Source organism: Acinetobacter modestus (genome assembly GCF_014636095.1).
Classification (GTDB): domain Bacteria; phylum Pseudomonadota; class Gammaproteobacteria; order Pseudomonadales; family Moraxellaceae; genus Acinetobacter; species Acinetobacter modestus.
This window is the reverse complement of sequence record NZ_BMDV01000010.1, coordinates 1-26,379: the sequence shown is the minus strand read 5'-3', so window position 1 is coordinate 26,379 and position 26,379 is coordinate 1. Positions and strand designations below refer to the sequence as shown.

The 26,379-nt window shown below is 38.2% G+C and carries 21 protein-coding genes; 13 read left to right on the top strand and 8 right to left on the bottom strand.

The features are described 5' to 3' along the window. Positions 1–67 precede the first annotated feature (67 nt). From yidC to rpmH, 4 genes are read right to left on the bottom strand one after another with little or no spacing between them, the layout of a single operon-like run. A complete protein-coding gene (gene yidC, locus IEV17_RS15925; RefSeq protein ID WP_004660548.1) occupies positions 68–1,828 on the bottom strand; it encodes a membrane protein insertase YidC in 1,761 nt (586 codons plus the stop codon). A 5-nt stretch (positions 1,829–1,833) separates the two neighbouring features. Next, the gene (gene yidD / locus IEV17_RS15920) at positions 1,834–2,154 is read right to left on the bottom strand and encodes a membrane protein insertion efficiency factor YidD (protein WP_004660550.1); all 321 of its coding nucleotides are present in this window, start codon (positions 2,152–2,154) and stop codon (positions 1,834–1,836) included. Positions 2,155–2,163: 9 nt separating this feature from the next. Next, positions 2,164–2,559, bottom strand: a complete 396-nt coding sequence (gene rnpA, locus IEV17_RS15915) for a ribonuclease P protein component (protein WP_004660552.1) — start codon at positions 2,557–2,559, stop codon at positions 2,164–2,166. A gap of 27 nt (positions 2,560–2,586) precedes the next feature. Next, positions 2,587–2,721 (bottom strand): 50S ribosomal protein L34, encoded by a 135-nt coding sequence (gene rpmH, locus IEV17_RS15910; protein WP_000831329.1) that lies wholly within the window; start codon positions 2,719–2,721, stop codon positions 2,587–2,589. Positions 2,722–3,386: 665 nt separating this feature from the next. Between rpmH and dnaA the strand changes: the two genes are divergently transcribed. The 4 genes from dnaA (at position 3,387) to gyrB (ending at position 9,656) form a co-directional block, all read left to right on the top strand. After that, the gene (gene dnaA, locus IEV17_RS15905) at positions 3,387–4,790 is read left to right on the top strand and encodes a chromosomal replication initiator protein DnaA (RefSeq protein WP_004660554.1); all 1,404 of its coding nucleotides are present in this window, start codon (positions 3,387–3,389) and stop codon (positions 4,788–4,790) included. A gap of 90 nt (positions 4,791–4,880) precedes the next feature. Next, positions 4,881–6,029 (top strand): DNA polymerase III subunit beta, encoded by a 1,149-nt coding sequence (dnaN, locus tag IEV17_RS15900; RefSeq protein WP_004660556.1) that lies wholly within the window; start codon positions 4,881–4,883, stop codon positions 6,027–6,029. A 27-nt stretch (positions 6,030–6,056) separates the two neighbouring features. Beyond that, on the top strand, positions 6,057–7,139 hold the full coding sequence (gene recF / locus IEV17_RS15895) for a DNA replication/repair protein RecF (protein WP_004660558.1): 1,083 nt from the start codon (positions 6,057–6,059) through the stop codon (positions 7,137–7,139). Positions 7,140–7,187: 48 nt separating this feature from the next. Next, complete coding sequence (gene gyrB, locus IEV17_RS15890; protein WP_004660561.1) at positions 7,188–9,656, top strand: DNA topoisomerase (ATP-hydrolyzing) subunit B; 2,469 nt, start codon at positions 7,188–7,190, stop codon at positions 9,654–9,656. A gap of 113 nt (positions 9,657–9,769) precedes the next feature. Here gyrB and IEV17_RS15885 read toward each other — a convergent pair whose 3' ends face one another. Next, positions 9,770–10,327, bottom strand: a complete 558-nt coding sequence (locus tag IEV17_RS15885; protein ID WP_004660563.1) for a VTT domain-containing protein — start codon at positions 10,325–10,327, stop codon at positions 9,770–9,772. A gap of 313 nt (positions 10,328–10,640) precedes the next feature. Next, positions 10,641–12,569, bottom strand: a complete 1,929-nt coding sequence (locus tag IEV17_RS15880) for an ATP-binding cassette domain-containing protein (RefSeq protein ID WP_004660565.1) — start codon at positions 12,567–12,569, stop codon at positions 10,641–10,643. A 212-nt stretch (positions 12,570–12,781) separates the two neighbouring features. On the opposite strand from IEV17_RS15880, the gene IEV17_RS15875 reads away from it, so the two are divergent. The 6 genes from IEV17_RS15875 to erpA all read left to right on the top strand — a co-directional run bounded on the left by IEV17_RS15875 (position 12,782) and on the right by erpA (position 19,053). Beyond that, positions 12,782–13,789 (top strand): putative solute-binding protein, encoded by a 1,008-nt coding sequence (locus IEV17_RS15875; RefSeq protein ID WP_004660567.1) that lies wholly within the window; start codon positions 12,782–12,784, stop codon positions 13,787–13,789. Between the two features lie 52 nt (positions 13,790–13,841). Further along, complete coding sequence (locus IEV17_RS15870) at positions 13,842–14,855, top strand: putative solute-binding protein (RefSeq protein ID WP_004660569.1); 1,014 nt, start codon at positions 13,842–13,844, stop codon at positions 14,853–14,855. Between the two features lie 224 nt (positions 14,856–15,079). Then, entirely contained in the window at positions 15,080–16,081 is a 1,002-nt protein-coding gene (locus tag IEV17_RS15865; protein WP_004660571.1) for a putative solute-binding protein, read from the top strand. Positions 16,082–16,297: 216 nt separating this feature from the next. Then, complete coding sequence (locus tag IEV17_RS15860) at positions 16,298–17,305, top strand: putative solute-binding protein (RefSeq protein WP_004660573.1); 1,008 nt, start codon at positions 16,298–16,300, stop codon at positions 17,303–17,305. 285 nt (positions 17,306–17,590) lie between these two features. Beyond that, positions 17,591–18,595 carry a putative solute-binding protein gene (locus IEV17_RS15855; protein WP_004660574.1) on the top strand — a complete coding sequence of 335 codons (1,005 nt, stop codon included), beginning with the start codon at positions 17,591–17,593 and terminating at the stop codon, positions 18,593–18,595. A 122-nt stretch (positions 18,596–18,717) separates the two neighbouring features. Continuing rightward, positions 18,718–19,053, top strand: coding sequence for an iron-sulfur cluster insertion protein ErpA (gene erpA, locus IEV17_RS15850; protein WP_004660576.1), 336 nt, complete (start codon positions 18,718–18,720; stop codon positions 19,051–19,053). Between the two features lie 81 nt (positions 19,054–19,134). Here the strand turns inward: erpA and IEV17_RS15845 are convergent, their stop codons facing one another. After that, positions 19,135–19,671 (bottom strand): hypothetical protein, encoded by a 537-nt coding sequence (locus tag IEV17_RS15845; RefSeq protein ID WP_004660578.1) that lies wholly within the window; start codon positions 19,669–19,671, stop codon positions 19,135–19,137. Positions 19,672–20,013: 342 nt separating this feature from the next. Between IEV17_RS15845 and IEV17_RS15840 the strand changes: the two genes are divergently transcribed. Continuing rightward, on the top strand, positions 20,014–21,003 hold the full coding sequence (locus IEV17_RS15840) for a hypothetical protein (RefSeq protein WP_004660580.1): 990 nt from the start codon (positions 20,014–20,016) through the stop codon (positions 21,001–21,003). 58 nt (positions 21,004–21,061) lie between these two features. Here IEV17_RS15840 and IEV17_RS15835 read toward each other — a convergent pair whose 3' ends face one another. Next, positions 21,062–22,195 (bottom strand): anhydro-N-acetylmuramic acid kinase, encoded by a 1,134-nt coding sequence (locus IEV17_RS15835; RefSeq protein WP_004660583.1) that lies wholly within the window; start codon positions 22,193–22,195, stop codon positions 21,062–21,064. Positions 22,196–22,256: 61 nt separating this feature from the next. On the opposite strand from IEV17_RS15835, the gene tyrS reads away from it, so the two are divergent. Further along, positions 22,257–23,489 carry a tyrosine--tRNA ligase gene (tyrS, locus tag IEV17_RS15830; protein ID WP_155757110.1) on the top strand — a complete coding sequence of 411 codons (1,233 nt, stop codon included), beginning with the start codon at positions 22,257–22,259 and terminating at the stop codon, positions 23,487–23,489. 523 nt (positions 23,490–24,012) lie between these two features. Beyond that, the gene (locus tag IEV17_RS15825; RefSeq protein WP_004660587.1) at positions 24,013–26,136 is read left to right on the top strand and encodes an AAA family ATPase; all 2,124 of its coding nucleotides are present in this window, start codon (positions 24,013–24,015) and stop codon (positions 26,134–26,136) included. The last annotated feature ends 243 nt before the right edge of the window (positions 26,137–26,379 follow it).

The window sequence follows — 26,379 nt, the reverse complement described above, 5'->3', positions numbered from 1 at the left end:
ATACAGACAAAGAAAAATCCGCCTAAGATTACCATCTTAAGCGGATTTATTCAGTAAAAGTTCGAACTTAAGCGTTCGGCTCAACCTTGTTGAGACGGTCTTTTTCGACACCTTTGTTAATAAACCATTGTTGTAAAATGGTAATACTATTGTTGACGATCCAGTAAAGCACGAGGCCAGCAGGGAAGAACAACATGAATACCGTAAACATGATTGGCATGATACGGAATACTTTAGCTTGCATTGGATCAGTTGGTTGAGGATTCAACATTTGCTGAACGAACATGGTCACACCCATGATCAACGGCAAGATAAACCATGGATCCATCGCAGATAAATCTTGAATCCAACCTAACCACGGTGCATGACGAAGTTCAACGGATTCCATCAATACCCAATACAAGGCTAAGAAAATCGGCATTTGCAACAACAATGGCAAGCAACCAGACAATGGATTAACTTGTTCGCGCTTGTATAAGGCCATCATTTCTTGTGAGAAACGCATGCGGTCTTCACCAAATTCTTCTTTCATGCGTTGCATTTCTGGTGCAATTACACGCATTTTCGCCATCGAACGATAACTTTTTGAAGAAAGTGGCCATAAAATCGCTTTTACCATGATCGTCAATAAAATAATTGACCATCCCCAGTTACCAACAAGATTATGGAAGAATTGTAGACCGAGGAACAATAATTTAGCGATCGGCCATAACCAACCATAGTCTACCGTTTGGTTTAGACCAGCAGCTAAATCTTTAAGTTCAGATTGAACTTTTGGACCAGCATACAATTTTGCGTCTACTTCCATTGAAGTACCCGCAGGGACATTGATCACAGGAGAAGTAAAGCCCATGATATTCATTTTATCATTAGACTGACGTGATTCTAATTTCGCAGCATAAGGCTGACCATCAGCCTGAGTCAGTTTTAAATTCCCAGGAATCCAAGCACTGACAAAATAATGCTGAACCATGGCAACCCAGCCGCCTTTGGCTTCAACATTTAATTTTTCGTCATTAAAATTGGCAAATTTTAATTTGTTATAATGCGCTTCTGGTGTACCCCAAGCGCCACCAAGATAAGTACCTAAGGTGAAAATACCTTGTGAAGACTTGCCTGGATCATCCGAATTATCACGCTTTAACTGACCAAACATTTGACCTTGCCAGTTTTGCTGACTACGGTTAATGACTTGATGTTTAACGGTAATTGGGTAATCGCCTTGCGTGAAGGTGAAAGATTTGATCACTTCCACACCTTCAGGTGTTTTAAATACCAACGGCACAGTCAACACTTGATGTGTTTTACCATCTTTCGACGCTACACTTTTCGCATCTGCCAAGGTATATGCTGTTTTCTCAACATCATACATTGGACGGCCGCCACGGCTGCTATCTGGTCCATTTAAACCAATTAACCCCGATTGAGCGACGTAGGTACGTTTCGCATCACTTTCCAGCATGACAAATGGTTTATCGCTGTCTTTGCTTTCATCATGGCTTAACAATTCAATACGGACAATATCACCACCTTTTGGATTGATCCACAGATGATAAAGATCAGTTTGTACTGAAATCAGTTGCTGACTCACAGATGTATTATGTTCTGTGGCTTGTGATGCAGTCACATTTGCTTGTGGCAAGTCTGAAGCCGCTGTTGCATTTTGAGCGTTTGGCAAATCTGCAGATACTTCATGCGTACTTACAACAGCCGCTTGTTGTTGCGGCGCTGGTGCAGCATGACCATAATCTTTTTGCCAAGCCAAAATAAGCAAATATGCGGTAACAAACATGGCTCCAAGAATTGCAAATCTGGCCCATTGTTGCATATCTATTATCCCAAATGGTTAGAGAGATTTTGCTTGAATAAACGATCACGAAAGGGTACAGCAACGTGATGCATTTGAGAATCTATTTGATGAAACGAAATAAAACGAAGTGCTTTGCGTGGGACTGGATCATAGCCCGAACCACCCCAAGGATGACAACGGCAAATTCGCTTAGTCGAAAGCCATACGCCCTTTACTGCACCATGTGTCTGCAATGCTTCAATTGCATATTGTGAGCATGTAGGAATATAACGACAACGAGGACCCAATAATGGACTAATTGCGATTTGGTAACATCTTATCAACCAATGCAGTAAACGTACCATTGGAGATCTCTAATTTTGGAGGGATGTCACAACGACTTTGGAATGCTTCTTTGCTAAACGTTGTAATTTTTGCCAAGCAAAATCTAATTGTTGATGTAATTCTTGATTTGCGATTGCTTCTATACCCACTTTAGGCATCACCACAATATCGATATCAGCATTAAATTGCGCTTGATGTAAACGGAAACTCTCTCGAGCAAGACGTTTTATTCGATTTCGCTCATGTGCACGACGCACTTTCTTTTTAGCAACGACAATACCCAAACGGCTATTCGGCTGTTCGGTTAATTTTGCTAAAAAAAGGAAATGGGGCTGATGCACTTTAAAAAGCGCACCATCAAATACACTTTTATAATCAGCAGCACATCGAATACGAGATTCAGTGCCGAAACTGTAAAGTGCCATCACCCAAGTCTGGTCGGCTTAACAGTATTAAACAGTTAAGCTGTGACGACCTTTTGCACGACGACGAGCTAAAACTTGACGACCTGCTTTAGTAGCCATACGAGCGCGGAAACCATGAACGCGTTTACGCTTTAATTCAGATGGTTGGAAAGTACGTTTCATTTCGAAACTCCAAAATGATCTTTCTATAAAGGTCCGCGATTTTATTGCGCAATGTTTACGCTGTCAATGGAAAATCAAAAACTTTACATTTTGTTTCTCTAATTTGAGCAACTAAAACTTAGATGATTACTCAGTTAAAATTGAAAACGAAAACTATACACAAGCTATCTCTTTAAAATTACTATCAATTCATCTATATTCACATCTTATAGACAGGCTTATCTACAACTTCATAAATAATTTAAATTTAATTCTTAGATTTTGAATTTAAATTTCGATATGCTCAGTTATCCACATAGAAGTGCCGATTTATAAATAAATTCAAATTTTAAAATTTAAATTTATTCTTATTAGTGTGGATTTATTCTGTGGAAAGTGATCATTTTTATATAAAAAACATGTTGTTGATTTGTGGATAACCATGTTTTTATCACTTTTATTATTTGTGGATAACTTTAACACTAAAACTATCCACAGCTTGTGCAAAAAGTTATGCACAAGTGGTTTTAAATTTAAATTTATAATCAAATGCTTTCTTTTTCGGCAAAAGTCTCATAAATTTGCCTGACAGATGTGGATAACTTGGTTAGAATGGCGACCCCTTCGAAAGATGGGATTGGTGGTTTCTTTATTTTTGAATTTAAAATGGATATTAGGGGATGCACATGCTCTGGACAGACTGCTTAACTCGCTTGCGACAAGAGCTCTCTGACAACGTCTTTGCGATGTGGATTCGTCCTTTGGTTGCTGAAGAAGTTGACGGGGTGATGCGTTTATATGCACCTAATCCATATTGGACACGTTATATTCAAGACAACCATTTAGAGCTAATTTCAATTCTTGCTGAGCAATTATCGGAAGGTCGAGTACGTCAGGTTGAAATCTTGGTTGATTCGCGTCCAGGTACTATTTTGTCTTCTCATGAGCAACCTGCAACCACGACTGCTGCTTTAAGTAACACCCCAACCATTCCAACTGTTCCTATTAAAGCTAAGAAAGAAACTGATTTGGTGCAACCAAGTCAAAATGTCACGAAAATACCAAAGAAAAGACAACTCAACCCATTATTTACATTCTCTTTATTTGTTGAAGGCCGTTCTAACCAAATGGCTGCTGAGACTTGCCGTAAGGTATTAACCCAATTAGGCGCATCTCAGCATAATCCTCTATTTTTATATGGTCCAACAGGTTTGGGTAAAACACACTTGATGCAAGCCGTAGGGAACGCACTTTTACAAGCCAAACCCAATGCGCGTGTCATGTATATGACCTCGGAAAGTTTTGTACAAGACTTTGTCAGTTCATTGCAGAAAGGTAAGGTTGAAGAGTTTAAGAAAAATTGTCGTTCTTTAGATTTATTGTTGGTTGATGATATTCATTTGCTTGCTGGTAAAGAAGCAAGTCTTGTTGAATTCTTTTATACATTCAACGCCTTATTAGACGAATCTAAACAAATTATTTTAACTTCAGATCGTTATCCAAAAGAACTCACGGAACTGGATCCGCGTTTGGTTTCCCGATTCTCTTGGGGATTATCTGTTGGTGTTGAGCCACCAGATATTGAAACCCGTATCGAAATTTTGCTAAAAAAAGCTGAAAATAGTGGGGTAGATTTGCCACGAAATTGTGCTTTATTCATTGCACAACAAGTGGTCGCAAACGTTCGTGAACTTGAAGGTGCCCTCAATAAGGTGGTGGCTATTTCACGTTTTAAAGGCACTGCGATTGATTTGGATGTGGTGCGTGAGTCATTAAAAGATGTTTTAGCGATTCGTGCACGCACCATTAGTGTGGAAAATATTCAGCGTGTCGTCAGTGAATATTTCCGTATCCCATTAAAAGAATTAATTGGACCTAAGCGTACCCGTATTTATGCACGTCCACGCCAATTAGCGATGGGGCTAGCCCGAGAGCTGACAGGGGATAGTTTTCCTGAGATTGGAATGGCATTTGGTGGCCGTGATCATAGTACCGTGATGCATGCCTGCGAAAAAGTGGTCAGCTTGCGAGAACAAGATCCAATTTTTAATGAAGATTATAAAAACTTACTTCGACTGTTACAAAGTTAATCTATTTTTCAGAGTTGCAAACTACTTTTAAGTGCAGCATAGTACACTGCTAACATTCATATCAGCTTCTGTTGTAAGAGGAATAAAATCGTGCGTTTGAAAATCGCTAAAGAAAGTTTAGTCAATGTTTTATCACATGTGGTGGGAGCGGTTGAACGTCGCCATACCTTGAATATTCTTTCAAATGTCAAAATTCAAACCACTCAACAGGCCTTAACGATTACGGGTTCTGATTTAGAAGTTGAATTAGTCGCAAGCACGACTTTATCTGAAGGTGCTTGTTTAGAAGCAGGTGAAACAACAGTTCCTGCACGTAAACTCGTCGAAATTTGTAAATCCCTTCCGACAGCAGCCTTGATTGACTTACAAATTACAGAAGACCAGCGCTGTATTTTAAAATCGGGAAATAGCCGTTTCGTATTGGGTACCCTTCCAGCAGAAGATTATCCATTACTCACGACTGACAATAGTCAAGGTACTCAGGTTCAAGTTACTCAGCGTGAATTAAAACGTTTATTTGAAAAAACAGCCTTTGCGATGGCAGTTCAAGATGTACGTTTTTACTTAACCGGTACTTTGTTGGAAATTGATCAAAATCAATTGCGTACAGTAACAACAGATGGTCATCGTTTAGCTTTGTGTGAAGTTGCTGCTTCATCAACTGCATCTGCACCGATTCAAGCGATCGTACCTCGTAAAGCAGTTGGAGAGTTACAACGTTTACTGAGTATTGAAGATGAACAGTTGACCCTGTTGATTGGACGTGAATTGTTGAATGTCACCATCAATACGCCAAGCCGTGATAAAGAGCAGGGCGATATTACCGTGCGTTTCACCACTAAGTTAATCGATGGAAAGTTCCCTGATTATCGCCGTGTGATTCCTAAAAATGGTGATAAGCATGTCTCTATTGCTCATGATGTCTTTAAGCAATCTTTACAACGTGTTGCCATTTTAAGTAATGAAAAACTTCGTGGTGTTTTCTTGAATTTTAATCAAGATTCATTGCAGTTGCGTGCCAATAACCCAGAACAAGATGAGGCGGTCGAAGATATTGCAATTCAATATCAAGATGCACCTTTAGAAATGTCATTTAATGCGCAATATATCCTTGAAGTACTTGGTGTGCTGGATGGTGATGACGTGAAAATGAGCATGAGTGAAGCCAATCAGTCGGTGCTTGTTCAAGATCCAGCGCATCCTGATCAAACCTATGTCGTGATGCCAATGCGAGTTTAATGATGATTGATGTTTGAGTTTTAAAGCATGCAAATCACGCGTTTAAATATCGAACGTGTACGTAATTTAAAGACGGTTGCACTCCATGAGTTGCAACCGTTTAATATTTTTTACGGCGCAAATGGTTCTGGAAAAACTTCAGTTCTAGAGGCTATTCATTTACTGGCAACAGGGCGTTCATTTCGCACCCATATTCCAAAACATTACATTCAATATGAAGCAGGGGATGCGATTGTTTTTGCGCAATCTGCCACTGAACGTATTGGTATGCAGAAGTTGGCTTCGGGCGAACAGGTGATTAAGGTCAATGGCGACACCATTGCGACTCAAGGTCAACTGGCAAAATTATTGCCTTTACAGCATATCGATCCACAAAGTACCGATATTATTGATCATGGTGCAAAGCCAAGACGACAGTTATTAGACTGGTTAATGTTCCACGTGGAACCTGAATTCTATTTTGCATGGCAGTATTATTCTCGGGCACTCAAACAACGTAATAGTTTACTCAAAACACGGCGTAATCTGACTTTGGCTGATTTAGAGCCTTGGAATAAAATGCTGAGTGATTATGGTGAAATGTTGCATTCACAGCGGGTTAGTATTGTTGAGCAATGGAACCAATTTTTCCATGAAGATTTAAAAATACTGCTACCTAATCTTGAAATAGAACTGGAATACAATCCTGGTTTTCATACTGAGCAAGGTCTATTGCAAGACTTGGTTCAGCAGCATCAAAAAGATCTGGATCGGCGTTATACTGAGTATGGTCCGCATCGTGCTGATTTGCGTTTAAAAACACCTTTTGGCAATGCGGATGATGTGCTCTCTCGTGGGCAAAAAAAGTTGTTAATCATGGCATTAAAACTGTCACAAATTGCAATGCTACATGCGAGTAATAAGGAAACTGTGGTATTATTAGATGATCTGACAGCAGAGTTAGATGAGACCGCACAACAACGGTTAATTGAGCGATTGAGTCAGTTAGGAAGTCAAGTTTTTATGACCACCTTAGACCATGCGTCGGTATTAAAACACTTACAGGATTTGTCGATTTCTTTTCAATTATTCCACGTTGTTCACGGTCAAATCAGTCTTGCTGCACCATAATTTTATTTCCTCATTTTTGGATAGATTAATATTTACTAGGGAGTAACCATGAGTTCAGAGTCTCAATCAGTCTCTCAAACAGAACAATCAAATGAAAAAGCTTATGATTCCTCTAGTATCAAAGTTTTACGTGGATTAGACGCGGTTCGTAAACGTCCTGGTATGTATATCGGTGACACTGATGACGGTACAGGTTTACACCATATGGTGTTCGAGGTGGTGGATAATGCCATCGATGAAGCTTTAGCAGGGCATTGTGATGAAATTTTAGTCACGATCCATGAGGATGAGTCGGTCAGCGTATCCGATAATGGTCGTGGTATTCCAACAGATATTCACCCAGAAGAGGGGATATCTGCGGCAGAAGTGATTTTGACCATTCTGCATGCGGGTGGTAAGTTTGATGATAATAGCTATAAGGTGTCAGGCGGTTTACACGGCGTAGGCGTTTCAGTTGTAAATGCTTTATCAAAAAAATTACAACTTACAATTTATCGTGCTGGACAAATTCACGAGCAAGAATATCAGCATGGTGATTCACAATATCCATTACGTGTGATTGGTGAAACAGATAAATCGGGTACAACGGTTCGTTTTTGGCCAAGTGAGCTAACGTTTAGCCAAACTATTTTTAGTGTCGATATTTTGGCACGTCGTTTAAGAGAGCTATCTTTCTTGAATGCAGGTGTTCGAATCGTTTTGCGTGATGAGCGTGTCAATCTTGAGCATGTTTATGACTATGAAGGCGGTTTATCTGAATTCGTTAAATATATTAACGAAGGCAAACATCATTTGAATGATATTTTTCATTTTACCGTTGATGCTGACAATGGTATTGGGGTTGAAGTTGCGTTGCAGTGGAATGATAGTTATCAGGAAAATGTACGTTGCTTTACCAATAACATTCCGCAAAAAGATGGTGGTACTCACCTTGCAGGCTTCCGTGCGGCATTGACTCGTGGCTTAAATAGCTACATGGAAAATGAAAGTTTATTGAAAAAAGAAAAGGTTGCTGTCACTGGTGATGATGCACGTGAAGGTTTAACTGCAATTATTTCAGTGAAAGTACCTGATCCTAAATTCTCTTCACAAACCAAAGAAAAATTGGTTTCGAGCGAAGTAAAACCTGCGGTAGAGCAGGCCATGAACAAAGAGTTTTCTGCTTATTTACTGGAAAATCCGCAAGCAGCGAAATCGATTGCAGGTAAGATCATTGATGCGGCGCGTGCACGTGATGCAGCGCGTAAAGCACGAGAAATGACCCGTCGTAAGAGTGCATTAGATATTGCTGGTTTACCGGGTAAATTGGCAGACTGTCAGGAAAAAGACCCAGCATTGTCTGAATTGTATCTAGTCGAGGGTGACTCTGCGGGCGGTAGTGCTAAACAAGGTCGTAACCGTAAAATGCAGGCGATTTTGCCGTTAAAAGGTAAAATCTTGAACGTTGAACGTGCGCGTTTCGACAAGATGATTTCAAGTCAAGAAGTTGGTACGCTCATCACTGCTTTAGGTTGTGGGATTGGACGTGAAGAATACAATCCAGACAAATTGCGTTATCACAAAATCATTATCATGACCGATGCGGACGTGGATGGTTCACATATTCGTACCTTGTTATTGACCTTCTTCTTCCGTCAAATGCCAGAATTGGTTGAGCGTGGATATATTTATATTGCACAGCCACCATTGTATAAGTTGAAGAAAGGTAAGCAAGAGCAATACATCAAAGATAATGATGCACTTGAAACATACTTGATTTCGAATGCGATTGATGAGCTTGCATTACATGTCAGCGCTGAAGCACCAGCGATTAATGGTGCAGCATTAGCGAGCGTTATTGCTGACTATCAAGTGTCGCAAAAGAGCTTACAACGCCTCACTCAACGTTATCCCGCAAGTTTGTTGGATGGTTTACTTGAGCTTGATGCATTTAAAACAGATCACAATCATGAACGTGACTATGTTGAATCATGGGCTGAGCAATTACGTGTTGCAATTGAAAAGTTACAACCAAGCTTACGCCCTGAGATTACATTAGAAGCGTTTGAACGTGAAAATGCACAAGGTGAGAAATCAGCACATTATTGGCCACGTGTCACTGTTTATGTACATAACTTACCGCATTCGTATTTACTCGATGCTGGTCTGTTAAATTCTGCTGAATATGCGCGTTTATTGAAGAATTCGAAGAGCTGGTTTAAGTTACTTGAAGAAGGAGCTTATCTGCAAAAAGGCGAGCGTCGTATTCAGGTAAGTAATTTCCATCAAGTATGGCAACATATTTTACAAGACTCGCGCCGTGGCATGATGATCCAACGCTATAAAGGTTTGGGTGAGATGAATGCCGAGCAGCTTTGGGAAACGACGATGGATCCTGAAAACCGAAATATGTTGCAAGTGACCATTGATGATGCAATTGAAGCAGATCGTATGTTCTCTTGTTTGATGGGTGATGATGTAGAACCACGTCGTGCCTTCATCGAAGAAAATGCACTGAATGCGGATATTGATGCTTAATTAAATTGATGGGAGATTTAGTTTGTATTATTTCTCTCGTATATAAGAAAAAGGCGATGCTTGATGCATCGCCTTTTTCTTATATGAATGTTCCACGTGGAACATTCCGTTGATTAGGTTTCAACTAAATCGCTGACTTGAATGAGTGCATGCCCAAATAAATAACCAGCAGTAACAAGCACACTAATCCATAATAGCGCGCCTAAGATATTATAAATTACGAAATGAGTATAATTCATAGCACTAGAGCCAGCGGCTAAAGGTGCAAAAGAACGTGCAAATGGGATAAAACGAGCCAATAGAATAGTTTTCCCACCATGTTTTAAGAAAAATGTATTAGTTTTCTTTAGATATTCTTGTTTGATAAATCGAGATTCCATATTAAAAATTCGGTCACCAAAATGACGACCAATGTGATAATTCACCATGTAGCCTAAAGCCGCAGCTATAAAAAGTAAGCTAATCATATAACCGAGATGCATAAACTCAATGACTGAACATAAAGCTCCTACGGTGAGTAAAAGACTATCGCCTGGTAAAAAGAACATAAACACAAAGGCGGTTTCTGAAAAGATAATCAAAAATAGGATCGCATAAATCCATAAGCCATATTCTTGAATTAAAATGGGAAGAATATGTTCAAAGTTAAAAATAAAATCTAAAGAATTCATTCAGTTTGTATGATCCAAAATAGAGTACTCACCAAATTGAGGTACAAAAATATAAAATGAACTTAGTTCTCGATGCGCATTTAAAAGTAATAACTTTAAAATGATAGGGTTGAGTATATCTAGCCTGAACCTAAAGCTCAATTTTATGAGAAAATTCCAATTTAGACCTTATCTGAAATGATTGGCAGAATCATGACACTTTTATCTGTATTCTTATTATTTTTTAGTATCTAAGCAAATCGTAATGTCGTTATCTATTCTTCTATGATTAGAAAAAGCCTAATTCTCAAAAAGAGAATTAGGCTTTTATTTTTTAAACTTCAAAAGAACTTTCTAACTCTTCAAGCTCCATCATCAACTCTAACAGTTGTTCTTCGTACTGTTCCAGCTTAGATTTTAGCTCAGTTTGTTCATTCATTAGCTTAATCAAATCATCTTTATGATTAGCTTCGTACAGAGTGCTGTCTGCTAATGCATTTTCAATTTCAGCTAAGCGTGGCTGAATCTTTTCAATTTGAGTTTCAGCTTTCTCAATATTTTTTCGAATAGGACGAGTTATTTCACGACGACGAGCGGCTTCTTTACGTTGAGCTTCTTTATCAACTTTAGCTGCTGTATTTTGAGACGCTACTGTTTGTTGCTGTACTGCATTCTGTGAATTAATGAGCTGTTGGCGCGCTTCACGTAACCACTTGGCATAGTCTTGTAAATCACCCTCAAACTCCGTACATTTTCCTGCATGTACTAAAAGTAGATCATCACAGACACTGGCGATCAGTTGACGTTCATGTGAAACTAGGACCACGGCACCATCGAAGTCTTGTAGAGCCATACTTAAAGCATGACGCATATCTAAGTCTAAATGGTTGGTTGGTTCATCTAGAATTAAAACATTTGGGCGCTGCCATACGATCAGTGCCAAAGCTAAGCGAGCACGTTCGCCACCTGAAAAACTTTCACACGGCGTATCCATACGTTCGCCACTAAAGCCAAATCCACCTAAAAAAGCACGCAATGCGGCTTCACTGATCTTTTTGTCAGCTATACGAGCCAATTGCAGCATTGGACTGGCATTGGCATCTAAAGCATCCATCTGGTGCTGAGCAAAATATCCAATATTGAGTAATTCTGAGGCTTTACGGTCGCCAGCAAGTAATGGTAAATCACCCACCAAAGTTTTGATCAGCGTTGATTTACCCGCGCCGTTCATCCCTAGTAAACCAATACGAGAACTTGGAGTAATTTGCAGACGAATTTTTTCAGCAATCATTTTATCGCCATAACCAATAGTCGCTGCATCTAAACTCAGCAAGGGTGAACTCATTTTCGTGGGTTCGCGGAAACTAAAGGTAAATGGCGTATCGACATGAGCAGGCGCAAGTTGTTGCATGCGTTCCAATTGTTTAATACGGCTTTGCGCTTGGCGAGCCTTAGTTGCTTTGGCTTTAAAGCGATCAATAAATTTTTGCAGATGGGCACGCGTTTCTTGTTGCTTTTCAAAAGCTTGTTGTTGTTGTGCTAAGCGTTCGCTACGTGTCGTTTCAAAGGTAGAGTAGTTGCCTGTATATAATGTTAATTCTTGATTTTCAATATGAAGAATATGATCCGTAATTGCATCGAGAAAATCACGGTCATGCGAAATCAGGACCAGTGTTCCTTCATAGGCTTTAAGCCAATCTTCTAGCCATAAGATGGCGTCTAAGTCCAAATGGTTCGTTGGTTCATCTAATAGCAGTAAGTCTGAACGACTCATTAAAGTACGCGCAAGATTTAAGCGCATCCGCCAGCCGCCAGAGAAGCTTTCGACATTTAAACGGATTTGATGATCAAGAAATCCTAAACCTGCCATTAATTGCGCTGCTTTAGCCGGTGCTGCATAACCATGAATTTCATCAAATCGACCATGTAATTTGGCTAAATCATCATTACTCAGGTGATCTGGATGAGCTAATTTTTCTTGAATATCCCAATATTCTTCGTCACCAGACAAAACAAAATCAATTGCTGGCATTTCTAAGGCTTTAATTTCCTGAGCCATGTGTGCCACAGTCCAAACTGCTGGACGAGTTAGATTCCCTTCATCTGCAACCAAGTCACCTAAGAAAGCAGCAAATAGTGTTGATTTGCCTGCGCCATTCACGCCAGTAAGACCAATTTTCCAGCCAGGGTGAAGCTGCATCGATGCTTTTTGAAATAGAACTCGCCCACCACGGCGTAATGAAACTTGGTCAAATTGAATCATGAGTATGCAAAATAGCGAAGAGATAGCTGCATTTTAAGGTGATCGCCCATGAATGCAAATTTTTATATTACAGATCAAACTGATCGAATTAAATCATTCTACCAATAAAAAAATAGAGCAAAAGCTCTACTTTTGTCATGCAAATCAGATTATTATTTAGTTTATATGAAAAAATAAGTAACAAGACTAGAAATATAGAAACAGGATTATGAATGAAGAATGGAATTCTTGCATTAGGGGCGATGCTACTTTTGGGTTTAAATACTCAGGTAAATGCCTCAACCACAATTTGTGTTTTCGATTTATTGGGTAAGTCTGGTGAAGCCTACAAAGCCATGGAAGAGTGGGCACTGGCTGCAAAAACATGGCGCGCTGACATTCATTTAATTAGCTATCAAAGTGAAGCACAAGCTGAGAATGATTTTGAACAAGGCAAATGCGATGGCGTATACATGACGTCTATGCGTGCGCGTAGTTATAACAAATTTGCAGGTTCTGTCGATGCGATTGGTGCTGTGCCGAGTTATGCGATTGCACAAAAAGCCATTAGTTTTGCCTTAGATAAGCGTAATCAACGTCGTCTGACCAGTAGTATAGGTAATCAGGTCTACGAAGTTGTCGGCATTTCACAAATTGGTTTGGCTTATATTTTCGTTAAAGATAAAAAAATGGATACCATTGAGCAAATCAAAGGTAAAAAATTTGCTGTTCTCGCCTATGACGAAGCCCAGAAAATCGTTGTTAAAAGCCTTGGTGGGCAAGCGGTTCTTTCTGACATTTCTGATATCGCTAAAAAATTTAACAATGGCCAAGCAGATATTATGGCCGCACCAGCTTATGCCTATAAACCATTAGAACTCTTTAAAGGTTTGGGAAATGAGGGGGCAATTATTACTTTTCCAGCTGTCAACATGACGATGGATTTGATTATTCGTCCTGAAAAATTCTCAAGCAACTTTGGTCAAAACTCGAGAACTTGGTTCTTGAATCGTTTGAATAATAATTTTGCATTAATCCAAAGAATTGAGGCTGAACTACCAGCGAAATATAAAATTAATCTGAGCAATGAAGACAAAATGCGTTATCAGCAAATTTTGCGTGAAGCTCGAATTGGTTTAACTAAAAAGGGGATTTACGACGCCAGTATGATGAGCGTTTTAAAGCGTGCGCGTTGTACTGTGGAACGTACCAATTTTGAATGTACCCTTGGTGGAGAATAATTTTTTAGTTTTTTGTGTGTTTGATAATTTGATTTTTTTGCAGGGAAACGAAATGAAAAAGGGGTTGTTTGTTTTGGCTGGCTTAGCACTTATGGGTATGAGTGCAACTGGTCAAGTTCAGGCTAAACAAAATGTATGTGTATTTGATTTACTTGGTAAAGCAGGTGAAACATTTAAAATTACTGAAGAATGGGCAATTGCAGCTAAAGGATGGCAAGCAGATATTCGTTTGCTCTCTTATCAAGATGAAGCAAAAGCGCAAAATGATTTTGAGGCTGGCAAATGTGATGCTGTTTATATGACCTCGATGCGTGCTCGTAAATATAATCGTTTCGCAGGGTCGATTGATGCGATTGGTGGAGTAACCAGTAATCATGTCGCGCAAAAAGCGATTAGTTTTGCTTTGGACAAGAGAAATAAGCGTCGTTTATTGGCTAATGTCGATAATCAGAATTATGAAGTTGCTGGTATTTTACAATTTGGTTTGGCATATGTATTTGTACACGACCGCAATTTAAATACTATCGAAAAGGCAAAGGGTAAAAAGTTTGCCTACTTGCAATACGATATTGCACAAAAAGAGATTGTTGATAGTTTGGAAATGGTTTCCGTACCTTCTGAAATCTCAGATTTTGTTAAAAAATTTAATAGCTATCAGGTGGATGTGATTGCTTCGCCAGCTTATGCATATAAGCCCTTAGAAATTGAGCGAGGAATTTCAAAAGGTGGTGCAATGTTTTCGTTTCCTGTGGTCAACATTACGGGTGATTTGATTATTCGTCCAGAGAAATTCCCAGCGAATTTTGCTGCACAATCAAGAGAGTGGTATGTTGATCAATTACCAAGAAGTTTTGCATTAGTGAAACGTCTCGAAAATGGGATTCCAAATAAATATAAGTTGAATCTTCCGAAGGAAGACGAAGTGCGTTACCAGAAAATTTTACGAGAAGGCCGTATTCGTTTAACCAAACAAGGAGTCTACGATCCAATTATGATGAGTGTATTAAAACGTGCTCGTTGTACAGTAGAAAGAACAAGTTTTGAGTGTTCTTTAGGAGGCGAATAATTCGCTTTTGTAATATAAGTTAAATAGAGTGATTATTTTTGATAAATGATCACTCCATAAAAAATATTCATCAAAACATTTGTGAAAATGTGATGTAGTTTGTAAAAAAAACATAAAAAATCGACGTATGTCGATAAATACACTAGGTTTTTGGGCAGAATTTGACTATATTTGTCTCAATTTGGTGGAAAAATATGCAAAAACAGCAAATAAGGGAAAACAAGATGAAAAAAGGAATTTGGGCATTGAGTGCTGCGACTCTATTTGTCATGACCACTCCTGTACAGGCAAAACAAGAAATTTGTGTATTTGATCTATTGGGAAAAGCTGGCGAGTCTTACAAACTTGTTGAAGAGTGGAAGCTTGCCTCAAAAACATGGCAAGCTGATGTTGAGCTGACCCCTTATCAAGATGAAGAAAAAGCGGAGAAAGATTTCGATGCGGGTAAATGTGACGGGGTTTATATGACGTCGATGCGTGCTCGTAAATATAATAAATTTGCAGGATCTGTTGATGCTGTAGGCGCGGTGACTAGCAATGCGATTGCACAAAAAGCAATTACTTATGTGCTTGATAAGCGTAATCAACACCGTTTAACTGCAACAACCAATGGTGAAAAATACGAAGTTGTTGGTATTATTCAAGTTGGCTTAGCTTATATTTTCGTACGTGATAAAAATTTAGATACGATTGAAAAGGCCAAAGGCAAAAAATTTGCGTATTTACATTATGATCAAGCGCAAAAAACTATCGTTGAAAGCATAAATCTTGTTGCTGTACCCTCTGATATTTCAGATTTTGTGAAGAAGTTTAATAGTGGTCAGGTTGATGTAATTGCTGCGCCAGCATATGCATATAAACCTTTAGAAATTAGTAAAGGTTTAGCAAATGGTGCATTATTTAATTTTCCAGTTGTGAATATCACGGGAGATTTAATTATTCGCCCTGGACAATTCCCAAATGGTTTTGGTACCCAATCTCGACAATGGTTTGTGAACAAATTGCCAAGTAACTTCGCAATGGTACAGCGCTTAGAAGCAGGTATGAATGCAAAAAGAATTACATTGTCTAGTGAAGATAAAATTCGCTATCAAAAAATGTTGCGTGATGGACGAATGAATTTGACCAGACAAGGGGTCTACGATGCCAGCATGATGAACGTCCTAAAACGAGCACGTTGTACGGTTGAACGCACTAACTTTGAATGTTCTTTGAGTGGCGAATAGTTATAGTTTTTGTTCCTGAATTTATAAATTGATTAACGAAAGTCATCACTTATAACAAATATGTTTATGAAAATAAGTGAATGAGATAAAACAGGACAAAAAATAAACATTATTGACATAAAAATAGAGCACAAGCTCTATTTTTTTTTGAAAAACATGATTAATATTTGCTTCGAACAAGGAGACAAACATAAAGTTTGTGGAAGGATGAAAAATATGAAAAAAATTGCGTTAGCTATTGCAGCAACTTCAATCTTAGGTGTATCTGCTTCTACTCAAGCAGCAATTGATGTGTGTGTATTCGACTTATTAGGAAAGTCAGGTGAATCATACAAAATGATGCAGGACTGGGCACTTGCAGCAAAAGGCTGGGGCGCTGATGTAAACCTTCTTGCAATCACAGATGAACAAGTCGCTGATAATAACTTTAAAGCGGGTAAATGTGCTGCTGTAGCAATGACAGCAATGCGTGCTCGTCCATATAACAAGTTTGCGGGTTCTATTGACTCTTTAGGCGGTGCGCCAAGTAATGAGATCGCTCAACGCGCGATTACTTATGTTCTAGATGAACGTAATGCTGCAAAAATGGTAACTAACCTTGGTGGTAATAAATACGAAGTTGGTGGTATTGCTCCATTAGGCGCGGCTTACATTTTCGTGCGTGATAAGAGCATTAACTCAATCGAAAAAGCAGCGGGTAAAAAATTCGCAGTATTGGGTTATGACGACGCGCAAAAAATTATGGTACAACGCGTAGGTGCACAAGCTGTACTTTCCGATATTTCTAACTTTGCTGCTAAATTTAACAATGGCCAAGTAGATATGGTAGGCGCTCCTGCTTATGCATATAAGCCATTAGAGTTAAGCAAAGGCTTAGGTGCTAACGGTGCGATGTTTAACTTCCCAGTATTACAAGTTACTGCGGATCTTGTGTTACGCCCAGAAAAATTCCCAGCTGGTTTTGGCCAAAAATCTCGTGATTATTTTGTGAAGCAACTTCCAAAAGCTTTCGCAATGATCAAGCGTTATGAAGCTGAAATTCCAGCAAAATACAAAATGAACTTAACTGCTGAAGACAAGTTAAAATATCAAAAACTAATGCGTGATGGTCGTTTAGAAATGACTAAACGTGGTATTTATGATGCTAGTATGATGTCAGTATTGAAGAAAGCACGTTGTTCAGTAGACAAAGCTAACTTTGAATGTGCATTGCCTGGTGAATAATCATCAAATGCTATAAAAGTAACTTAAAGCCTAGATTTTTCTAGGCTTTTTGTTTTTAAGTGCTTGTCATTTAAGTCATTGTCTTTATATAGAAATATCGCAATCATACCCATATAAAAAAACCAAATGAAATCGAGAAGATTTAAAATATGTTTTAATCAGGAAGATTAAAAACGACCGTATTTAAACATATATTCATTTGAAGACCTTATTAGGATAGAACGTTGCCCTTCATATACGTAAATGTTTCGCAACAAAACAATATAGATGCAAAGGAAAAATAATATGCAATGGTTTAAGCCTTTACTGCTTGCGACAGGCATAGCAGCTGTCTCTGTTGCAGCTCAAGCAAAACAAACAATGTGTGTATTTGACATCGTAGGTAAAAGCGGCGATGTATATGCATTAATGAAAGATTATCAGCTTGCAGCTAAAACTTGGGGTGCAGATATTGAACTCAAAGTAGCGACGAATGAAGCTGTAATTGCTGAAGATTTTAAAGCAGGAAAATGTGATGGTGTCAGTATTACAGGTATGCGAGGCCGCCAATTCAATCCATTTACAGGCTCATTAGATGCAATTGGTGCTATTACCGACCTTAAGCTTGCTGTAAAAGTGATGCAAGGTTTAGCCAGTCCAACTTTTGCTAAAGCGATGGTCAATGGCAAATATGAAGTGGCTGGTGTGATTCCGATTGGTGATGCATATTTATTAGTAAATGACCGTAATATCAATACCGTTGCAAAAGCTGCAGGTAAAAAAATTGCGGTTTTAGACTATGATGAAGCACAAAAAATTATGGCTTCACAAGTGGGTGCTCAAGCTGTAAGTTCAGATATCACTAATTTTGGTGCTAAATTTAATAATGGTCAGGTTGACATCATTGGTGCACCTGCTGCCGCGTTTAAACCATTAGAACTTTACAAAGGTTTAGGTACTAAAGGGGCGATTGTCAATTATCCAATTTTACAGGTAACTGGTAACTTAATTATTCATCCTGATAAATTCCCAGAAGGTTTTGGTCAAAAATCAAGAGAATGGGTGAAGGCACAATTGCCACGTGCTTTTGGTATCTTGGGTAAAATGAAAGCGGATATTCCACAAAAATACTGGATGGAAGTACCTCCTGCTGATAAACCTGGCTATCAAAAGCTAATGCGTGAGGCACGTATTAACCTTACAGCAAAAGGAATTTACGATAAGCGTATGATGAAGTTGTTATGGCAATTCCGTTGTCGCGAAGATGCCAAAAATTTTGAATGTGCTTTACAGGAAGAGAATTATAAATAATCTGTTAAAAAATCCTTAATCGCACTTTAAACTTCAAATACAGACCCGATATTGAGTATGCTATACTGAATATCGGGTCTTTTATTTATGAAAGACGTATTGAAGTCTGAGGAATATCTACCATGAATGCCCAAGCTCTTGAATTGTCAGATAATGCTGCCAACAAAGTTCGCCAATTACGCGAAAGTGAAGGGAATAACGACTTGATGTTACGTGTTTATGTAACGGGTGGTGGATGCTCAGGCTTTTCTTATGGTTTTAATTTCGCTGAAAGTGTTAATGAAGATGATGCTGAATTTACCAATGGTGACGTTAAAATGTTGGTGGACTCGCTGAGCTATCAGTATTTAGTGGGTTCAGTTGTAGACTATACCGAAGGTCTCGACGGTTCACGTTTTATTATTCAAAACCCGAATGCAACGACTACTTGTGGCTGTGGTTCTTCATTTTCAATTTAAAAATGATATAGGAGGGGTGAATACGAATGGTATTCGCCCTTCGTTTGTGGTTTGAGCGGTTCTAAGTGTCATCTCGAAATCTCAAACCTCTGAGATATAATTTAATAAAATTTCTCTAGCATCATATAAATCAGATGTTTTTTGATTGAGTATTTCTCGAACAGCATCTGTAACTGAACCATTTTTATCAGGATGAAATTCCTTAATTTTTTGTTGGAATTTTTTGCTAATCATTTCTCTTGTTAAATTCGATGTATCTCCTTCTAAATTAAAAACTTTAAATGCCCATGTTATGTCTTTGTTATCTTCGGGCTCATGGTAATTGGTATTATTAGAATGTTTTTTGTGGTCATCCTCCATAAAATAGCCAAATTCTTTTAATATTTCTGTAGCATAGTAATAAGGAATATTTATTTTTTCTGAAAAATCAAGGCTAATTTTAATAACTAATTGCTGATCATGACTTTGACTGCCTAGAATATTAATTAAAAGCTGAAACAAACTTATTTTAGAATCATTGTCAGGGTTAAGTGCTAAATACTTTGAAATTGATAAATTAACAGGTGGTTTAACACCTGCATTCGCATTTAGTTTAATTCGATCTCTGAGTAGAGACATTTGGTTTTCTGTTGAACAATCTTTTTCAAATATTGTTTTAATATTTCTAACCTTTTCAGATGTCCATTCTTTATCTATAATTGTCGAATAGTGACATAATATATCAATCAGTGGATATAGAATTTCAATTAATGTTGGTTCTTGTTTAATAGGATCTTTTTGTATATCTTCTATAGTGGTTGATTTGGGGGATTTACATTTTCATCAGTAAAAAATAAGAAATAGGTTATAATTAATGCAATGATAATAGCTATAATCATATTTATTGGTCCCCGTGCCGCATAATAAAGTTATGAAAAATAAAAGTAGATACTAATTTTAAATTTAGCTATATTATGATAATTGGTTGTCGATGGTCAAGCTGAAAGATGGAAGATTTTTTTATTACAATTAGAGATGAATTACTCTACAAGTCTCATAAACGAAAGAAGTTACAGTTTTTTTGTACATCCTGTTCCTAATAATGAAAAAGTTCACAGTCTATTATTAAAATTTGGATTAGAGAATTCTATTAGTGATATATTATTTATTGTTCATAATATAATTTTTACTCGATATGCGATTTATATCTGGAAAGATGAGAGAAAAGTTATTATAGATTATAATGATTTATATTCTATGGAAATTATAAATTCAATTTTGTATTTAAATGAAATTGATGTTTCCAATGGTAGACAGTTGCTTGTTTTCGAGGGGTTGGGGGATAGTTTAGTAGATATTATGCGTCTACGGAAGGCAACTAAAGAAACAAGTGCAGAAGAGTTAGATGATAGAGCAAATTATGTGGAAAAAATTTTACTTTTATTTAAAAAAAGTATTTTAACTACTTTAGAAACAAATCTTAAGAATAAAAAAGATCAAGAACAAAAACATACTGGAAATAATCTATTTGGTTTTCTGAGTAAACAATCAAATGATGCTGAAAAATCATTGCTTGAAAAAGCAAATCGACATAAAAATTCTATTTTTAAAGAGAGTAAACGGTTATCCATTAAACCATTTATTCAGTCTTGCTTTATAAAGGATATAAAAGAAGAATTTAATCTTGATGAAAGTCAGGTGTTACTTTGTTATGATGATTCTTTCTTTAAATCTTCACATATTTCTTTATTGGTTACCAAAGAAAACTTATATTTAAGAAAGGATGTCTCTACTTTAGATGCTGTTAAAATTCCTTTGGACTTGATACAAGATATAGAGTGTAATGGATTATTGGTGAAAAAAATTTGTATAACGACAAAAAATGGAGATAAATTCCAGCAAGAATTTGATAATGCAGAAAAAAGTGAATTATATGAATTGCCTGAATATTTGAAGAAGATATTGTTATAAGAAAATTGGATGAATTTAGAGAATTAACCTCTCAATAGTTTGAGAGGTTTTTTATGTACTATACGATTGTAATTGTGCCGAGAATGCGTCCACCTGATGCACCTGTTACAGCGGGCAAATTGCCACTCAGTTGCTCTACAAAACGCATCGCTAACCATGCAAATGCTGTGGCTTCAACCCACGTTGGAGCAAGACCCAGCGCATCTGTGGTTTGCACAGACCAATTATGCTTGCGCAAACGCCAGCGTAGTTGTTCAAGTAAATATGAATTATATGCGCCACCACCACAGACATAAATTTCACCTGTCGGCATAGCATCTTTACTGCGATAAATTGCTTTCTTAATTGCACGAGTTGTCAGTTTCATTAAGGTTGCTTGAACATTCTCTGGCGTATCTTCAAGTTCATCGTACTCTAAATCACTTCGCCAATCGCTGAGCTGCTCATCCAACCACTCTAAATTAAAGTCTTCACGACCCGTACTTTTCGGAGGTTCTTTGGCAAAAAATTCGTGTGTCTGTAAACGATCTAGCAATGAGCGAATTGGATTGCCGTATGCAGCCCAGTCACCATTCTCGTCATATGGATGACCTGTATGACGATGACACCATGCATCCATCAAAATATTGGCTGGACCTGTATCAAATCCATATACGCCGTCCGCATTGTTTGCAGGCAACATACTGACATTGGCAATACCGCCTAAATTCAAAATGACACGATGGATACTCTCATGCTGAAACAATGCTTGGTGGAAAGCTGGTACTAAAGGAGCACCTTGCCCTCCTGCGGCCATATCACGACGACGAAAATCAGAAACGACAGGGAGTTGAGTAATTTCAGTGATGATATTTGGATCACCAATTTGTAAGGTAAAGCCATGCTCAGGGCGATGACGAATAGTTTGCCCATGAGAACCAATCGCCTTGATTTGATTACAATCTAAATTATTCTTTTCAATCAGCGTATTAATGCCATGTCCAATCATTTGCGCCAAAGCGACATCGGCTTTACCCATACGATCAATTTCATTGTCGTCAGGAAGCGTTAAAGCCATTAATTCATCACGTAATTCAGGCTCAAAAGGCACAGTCAGCGTGGCATGCAGCGTTAAAGGGTCAAATGAACTTGCAACAATATCAACACCATCCATGCTCGTGCCTGTCATTACACCAATATAGATCGCGCTCATATACAACTTATCCTGCAAGATGCTGAAAAAATGTTAGTATATCGCACAAATTGAATAACTGATGTGTTTAGGTTTTGTGATGTCAAATTTCTTGCCAGCCGAAGAACAGCTTGCTCTCATTCAACGAGGCACGCACGAGATTATCTCTGATGAAGATTTATTGAAAAAACTGAAAGAGAATCGTCCACTCCGTGTAAAAGCAGGCTTTGACCCAACGGCTCCTGATTTACACTTAGGACATACGGTTCTAATCAATAAATTAAAAACCTTCCAAGATTTGGGACATGAAGTCACTTTCTTGATTGGTGATTATACCGCCATGATCGGTGATCCAACAGGCAAAAGCGCAACACGTCCGCCGTTGTCGCAAGAGCAAGTACTTGCCAATGCCAAGACTTATCAAGAACAAGTTTTTAAAATTTTAGATCCAAAGAAAACCAAAGTTCGTTTTAACTCAGAATGGTTTAGCCAAAAAACTGCGGCTGATTTAATTCAATTGGCAAGTCAGCAAACCGTATCACGTATGTTAGAGCGTGATGACTTTACTAAGCGCTATAATAACCATCAACCGATTGCGATTCATGAGTTCCTCTATCCATTGGTACAAGGTTATGACTCGATTGCGCTTGAAGCGGATGTTGAGTTAGGTGGTACAGACCAAACCTTTAACTTGCTCATGGGACGTACTTTACAAGGTCGTTATGGTCAAGAATCACAAGTCTGCATCACTGTACCAATCCTTGAAGGTTTAGATGGTGTCAATAAGATGTCTAAATCTTTAGGCAACTATATTGGTGTATTTGACACCCCAGGTGCGATGTATCAAAAAATCCTGTCGATGCCAGATAGCTTGATTGAACGTTACTTTGATCTATTGAGCTTTAAGTCATTGGATGAAATCAAAGTCTTGCTAGATGAAATGGCTGCGGGTCGTAACCCGCAAGAAATCAAACGTATTTTAGCACTTGAGCTAGTTGAACGTTTTCATGATGCCGAAGCTGCTGAAAATGCACATAAGAGTGCAGGTAACCGTGTCACAGAAGGCGAAGTACCTGAAGATACACCAGAAGTGACGATTTCTCGTGGTGAGTTTGGTGGTGAGTTATTTATTGCAACCATTCTTCGAGTGGCAGGCTTAAATCCGAATGCAGCTGCTGCAAAAGATGCCGTGGGTCGTGGTGCGGTTAAAGTTGACTGGAATGTGGTTGATATGAGCTTCTCTGTAAAAGAGAATGTCACTTTAATCATCCAATCGGGTAAAAAAGCGATTGCTCGTGTGACATTTACCGATTAATTTAACTTTTAAATGATCTTTATATAATGCTCATTTGTTAAAATGGGCATTATTTTTTTATAAATACCCAATAAAACCTCTTGCGATCTTATAATAAGCATTTTAGAATAACGCCAAAATCAAGCGTCAATCGCTTAAATATTAAAATGACTTTTATTTAACTCCACTCACTTCAATATTGATCTTGTACCGTTGCCTTTGACAAGATTGTCCAAAAACAATGACTGGTTGCAGGATGACCATAATATCTTGATTAACCCAATACACAGCAATTACGGATTGTTGGTTTTAAGAATGTTTGGCTGTATGCCATCTTCGGGAGAGAAATCATGCGTCTAATAACATACTTTATCGGCTTTATTTAAACACAGGATAATATTTTCTATTATCTAAATTTAATTGAAGTAAAAAATTTAAATCTTATTTCCCAAGAATTAATATGTTCTTGTAGATGATTATTGCCTTTAAATAAAAATGGCAAGGATTAAATCTGCACGACATTTAGAAATAATATCAAAACAATATGAATGATTTTATGAATAACCCTTTTATGCAAAATATTCAGCAAGAGGAAGACCGATATTTAACTGAAGTACACCCTTTAGCAAAATTATGGGCATTACGTATTTTGGTTGAGCTCGGTGGTGCGAAAGAATTTATCAATGATAATTGTTTTAGTCATCAATGGATTGCTAAACATTTAGGCTTTTCTGAAGCTTTATTGGGTGAACAATTTAATTCACAACTGGCACATCAGGAATTGGTTCAATTGCATCAGAGAGCTGAAATTGTACAGGTACAAAATCCTGCTCAATTTAGTGCGGAATTGTCATATAACCTGAAACTGCTGCAAAAACTGTTGGGCTTAAATGATGTTGAATGTTTAATTCTCGGTTTTGTGGTATTGGTACATAGTGAACAATTACTCGATGATATTGCAGATCATTTGGGTACGTTAACCGCCGCAAAAAGTATGAAAGCTTTAGCGATTATTTTGGCAGTTCCTTATGAAGATGTACGTCAGGCATTGGCAGTACAGGGATGCTTACATCGAAGCGGACTCATTCATTTACAGCGTGAATATAGCAGTTATTTGCGTAGTAAATTGGATTTGGTTTCTGCTCAGTTGGTGGATAAATTATTGGTCAAAGCCAATGATGTGATGGACTTATTTGTTGGTACGATTAATAAAAGCGCAGCGGCTGAATTAGCGCTGGAGGATTATCCTCATCTCCAATCACAATTGGATGTATTACTTGCCTATCTTCAACAGGTGAAACAACAGGCACAATTGGGTGTCAATATTTTTATCTATGGCAGCTCAGGCACAGGTAAAACGCAGTTGTGTAAAGTACTTGCTCAGGCATTAAAAGTACAACTATTTGAAATAGCCTGTGAAGATGAGAATGGTGATGCCATTACTGCAACAGGGCGGTTATGTGCATATCGTGCTGCACAAAGTGTGTTCGATAGTCAGACCGCTTTATTGTTATTTGATGAAGTTGAAGATGTATTTAATGACACAGAAAAAGGCGCGGGTATGAAAAGCACGGCACAAAGCCGAAAGGCTTGGGTCAATCGCATACTAGAGCAGAATCGTACCCCAGCCATTTGGGTCTCCAATTCTGATCAGATTGACGCAGCATTTTTACGCCGTTTTGATCTGATCCTTGAGGTCACGATTCCACCTAAACAACAAAGAATGAAGATGATTGAGCAATACTGTGGTGATCATCTCAGTGATCAGCATCAGCAAGCTTTGGCAAATGCCGCTCATTTATCACCAGCATTATTGCGCCGTGCCTATCGTGTGGCTAAGACAGCAAAACGTGCCAATCAAAGCCTGCACGTTCAAAATACCATGCTGCAACTGGTTTCCAATACATTGGTGGCTCAAGGGCATCAGCGAGTGAAGTTCTATGATAGTGCGGGTTTACCCAAATTCTATGATTTGGACTATATCAATACCAAAGCCAACATGATGCAGATTGCAGCAGGGATTAAACAACATGGCTTTGGGCGACTATGTTTATATGGTGCATCAGGTACGGGCAAAACAGCATTTGCGCGTTGGTTAGCGGATTATATTGGGCAACCTTTACTGATTAAGCGAGGTTCAGACCTACAGTCACCCTATATTGGCGAGATGGAGCAAAATCTAGCAAAAGCATTTACTGAAGCTGAAGAGCAAAAAGCGGTCTTACTGCTAGATGAAGTTGATAGTTTGCTTCAGGATCGGCGCAATGCAGTTCGGTCTTGGGAAATTGCTCAGGTGAATGAGTTCCTTGTACAAATGGAAAGCTTTAGTGGGATTATGATTACGACGACCAATCGTTTTGATGATCTTGATCAAGCTGCCTTGCGCCGCTTTGATTTCAAAATCCATTTTGACTATTTAACTTATACACAACGCTTGCAGTTATTTAAGCAAGTATGCCAGCAGTTGAATATTGAAATCAATGAACAGCAGATCTCAGTCAAACTAAAACAGCTTAACCGCCTATGCGCAGGAGATTTTGCTGTGATTATTAGACAAGCCCGTTTTCATCCATTTCAACATGCCGATGAAATATTGCAGCATTTAAATGATGAAATGGCTGTGAAATATCAAGTTTCTCAAACGATAGGCTTTTCAGCATCAGCTTAATGCTGAAAAGATGAGCGACCAAAAAGTCTAAAACTGCTGATTTAGTGTGGAAAATATACGATCTATCACTAAAAAAGCAGATTTAGCCTGAAAAACAATCGTTCAAAAAGAAATAATAAAAAAGGGGGTTGTATCCCCACTGAAATGCTGTAGAATGCACATCCATCGGCGGTGATGCAGATAAAAACTTGTTGAGAAACAAGGATTTGGCTAGATTAGTTAGGTTCTTGGATTGATTGATAA

What these genes read in the sequence shown, in the direction of transcription:
- yidC (WP_004660548.1), bottom strand. Translation starts at nt 1,828, where the DNA reads ATGCAACAATGGGCCAGATTTGCAATTCTTGGAGCCATGTTTGTTACC.
- yidD (WP_004660550.1), bottom strand. Translation starts at nt 2,154, where the DNA reads ATGGTACGTTTACTGCATTGGTTGATAAGATGTTACCAAATCGCAATT.
- rnpA (WP_004660552.1), bottom strand. Translation starts at nt 2,559, where the DNA reads ATGGCACTTTACAGTTTCGGCACTGAATCTCGTATTCGATGTGCTGCT.
- rpmH (WP_000831329.1), bottom strand. Translation starts at nt 2,721, where the DNA reads ATGAAACGTACTTTCCAACCATCTGAATTAAAGCGTAAACGCGTTCAT.
- dnaA (WP_004660554.1), top strand. Translation starts at nt 3,387, where the DNA reads ATGCTCTGGACAGACTGCTTAACTCGCTTGCGACAAGAGCTCTCTGAC.
- recF (WP_004660558.1), top strand. Translation starts at nt 6,057, where the DNA reads ATGCAAATCACGCGTTTAAATATCGAACGTGTACGTAATTTAAAGACG.
- gyrB (WP_004660561.1), top strand. Translation starts at nt 7,188, where the DNA reads ATGAGTTCAGAGTCTCAATCAGTCTCTCAAACAGAACAATCAAATGAA.
- IEV17_RS15885 (WP_004660563.1), bottom strand. Translation starts at nt 10,327, where the DNA reads ATGAATTCTTTAGATTTTATTTTTAACTTTGAACATATTCTTCCCATT.
- IEV17_RS15880 (WP_004660565.1), bottom strand. Translation starts at nt 12,569, where the DNA reads ATGATTCAATTTGACCAAGTTTCATTACGCCGTGGTGGGCGAGTTCTA.
- IEV17_RS15875 (WP_004660567.1), top strand. Translation starts at nt 12,782, where the DNA reads ATGAAGAATGGAATTCTTGCATTAGGGGCGATGCTACTTTTGGGTTTA.
- IEV17_RS15870 (WP_004660569.1), top strand. Translation starts at nt 13,842, where the DNA reads ATGAAAAAGGGGTTGTTTGTTTTGGCTGGCTTAGCACTTATGGGTATG.
- IEV17_RS15865 (WP_004660571.1), top strand. Translation starts at nt 15,080, where the DNA reads ATGAAAAAAGGAATTTGGGCATTGAGTGCTGCGACTCTATTTGTCATG.
- IEV17_RS15860 (WP_004660573.1), top strand. Translation starts at nt 16,298, where the DNA reads ATGAAAAAAATTGCGTTAGCTATTGCAGCAACTTCAATCTTAGGTGTA.
- IEV17_RS15855 (WP_004660574.1), top strand. Translation starts at nt 17,591, where the DNA reads ATGCAATGGTTTAAGCCTTTACTGCTTGCGACAGGCATAGCAGCTGTC.
- erpA (WP_004660576.1), top strand. Translation starts at nt 18,718, where the DNA reads ATGAATGCCCAAGCTCTTGAATTGTCAGATAATGCTGCCAACAAAGTT.
- IEV17_RS15845 (WP_004660578.1), bottom strand. Translation starts at nt 19,671, where the DNA reads ATGTCTCTACTCAGAGATCGAATTAAACTAAATGCGAATGCAGGTGTT.
- IEV17_RS15835 (WP_004660583.1), bottom strand. Translation starts at nt 22,195, where the DNA reads ATGAGCGCGATCTATATTGGTGTAATGACAGGCACGAGCATGGATGGT.
- tyrS (WP_155757110.1), top strand. Translation starts at nt 22,257, where the DNA reads ATGTGTTTAGGTTTTGTGATGTCAAATTTCTTGCCAGCCGAAGAACAG.
- IEV17_RS15825 (WP_004660587.1), top strand. Translation starts at nt 24,013, where the DNA reads ATGAATGATTTTATGAATAACCCTTTTATGCAAAATATTCAGCAAGAG.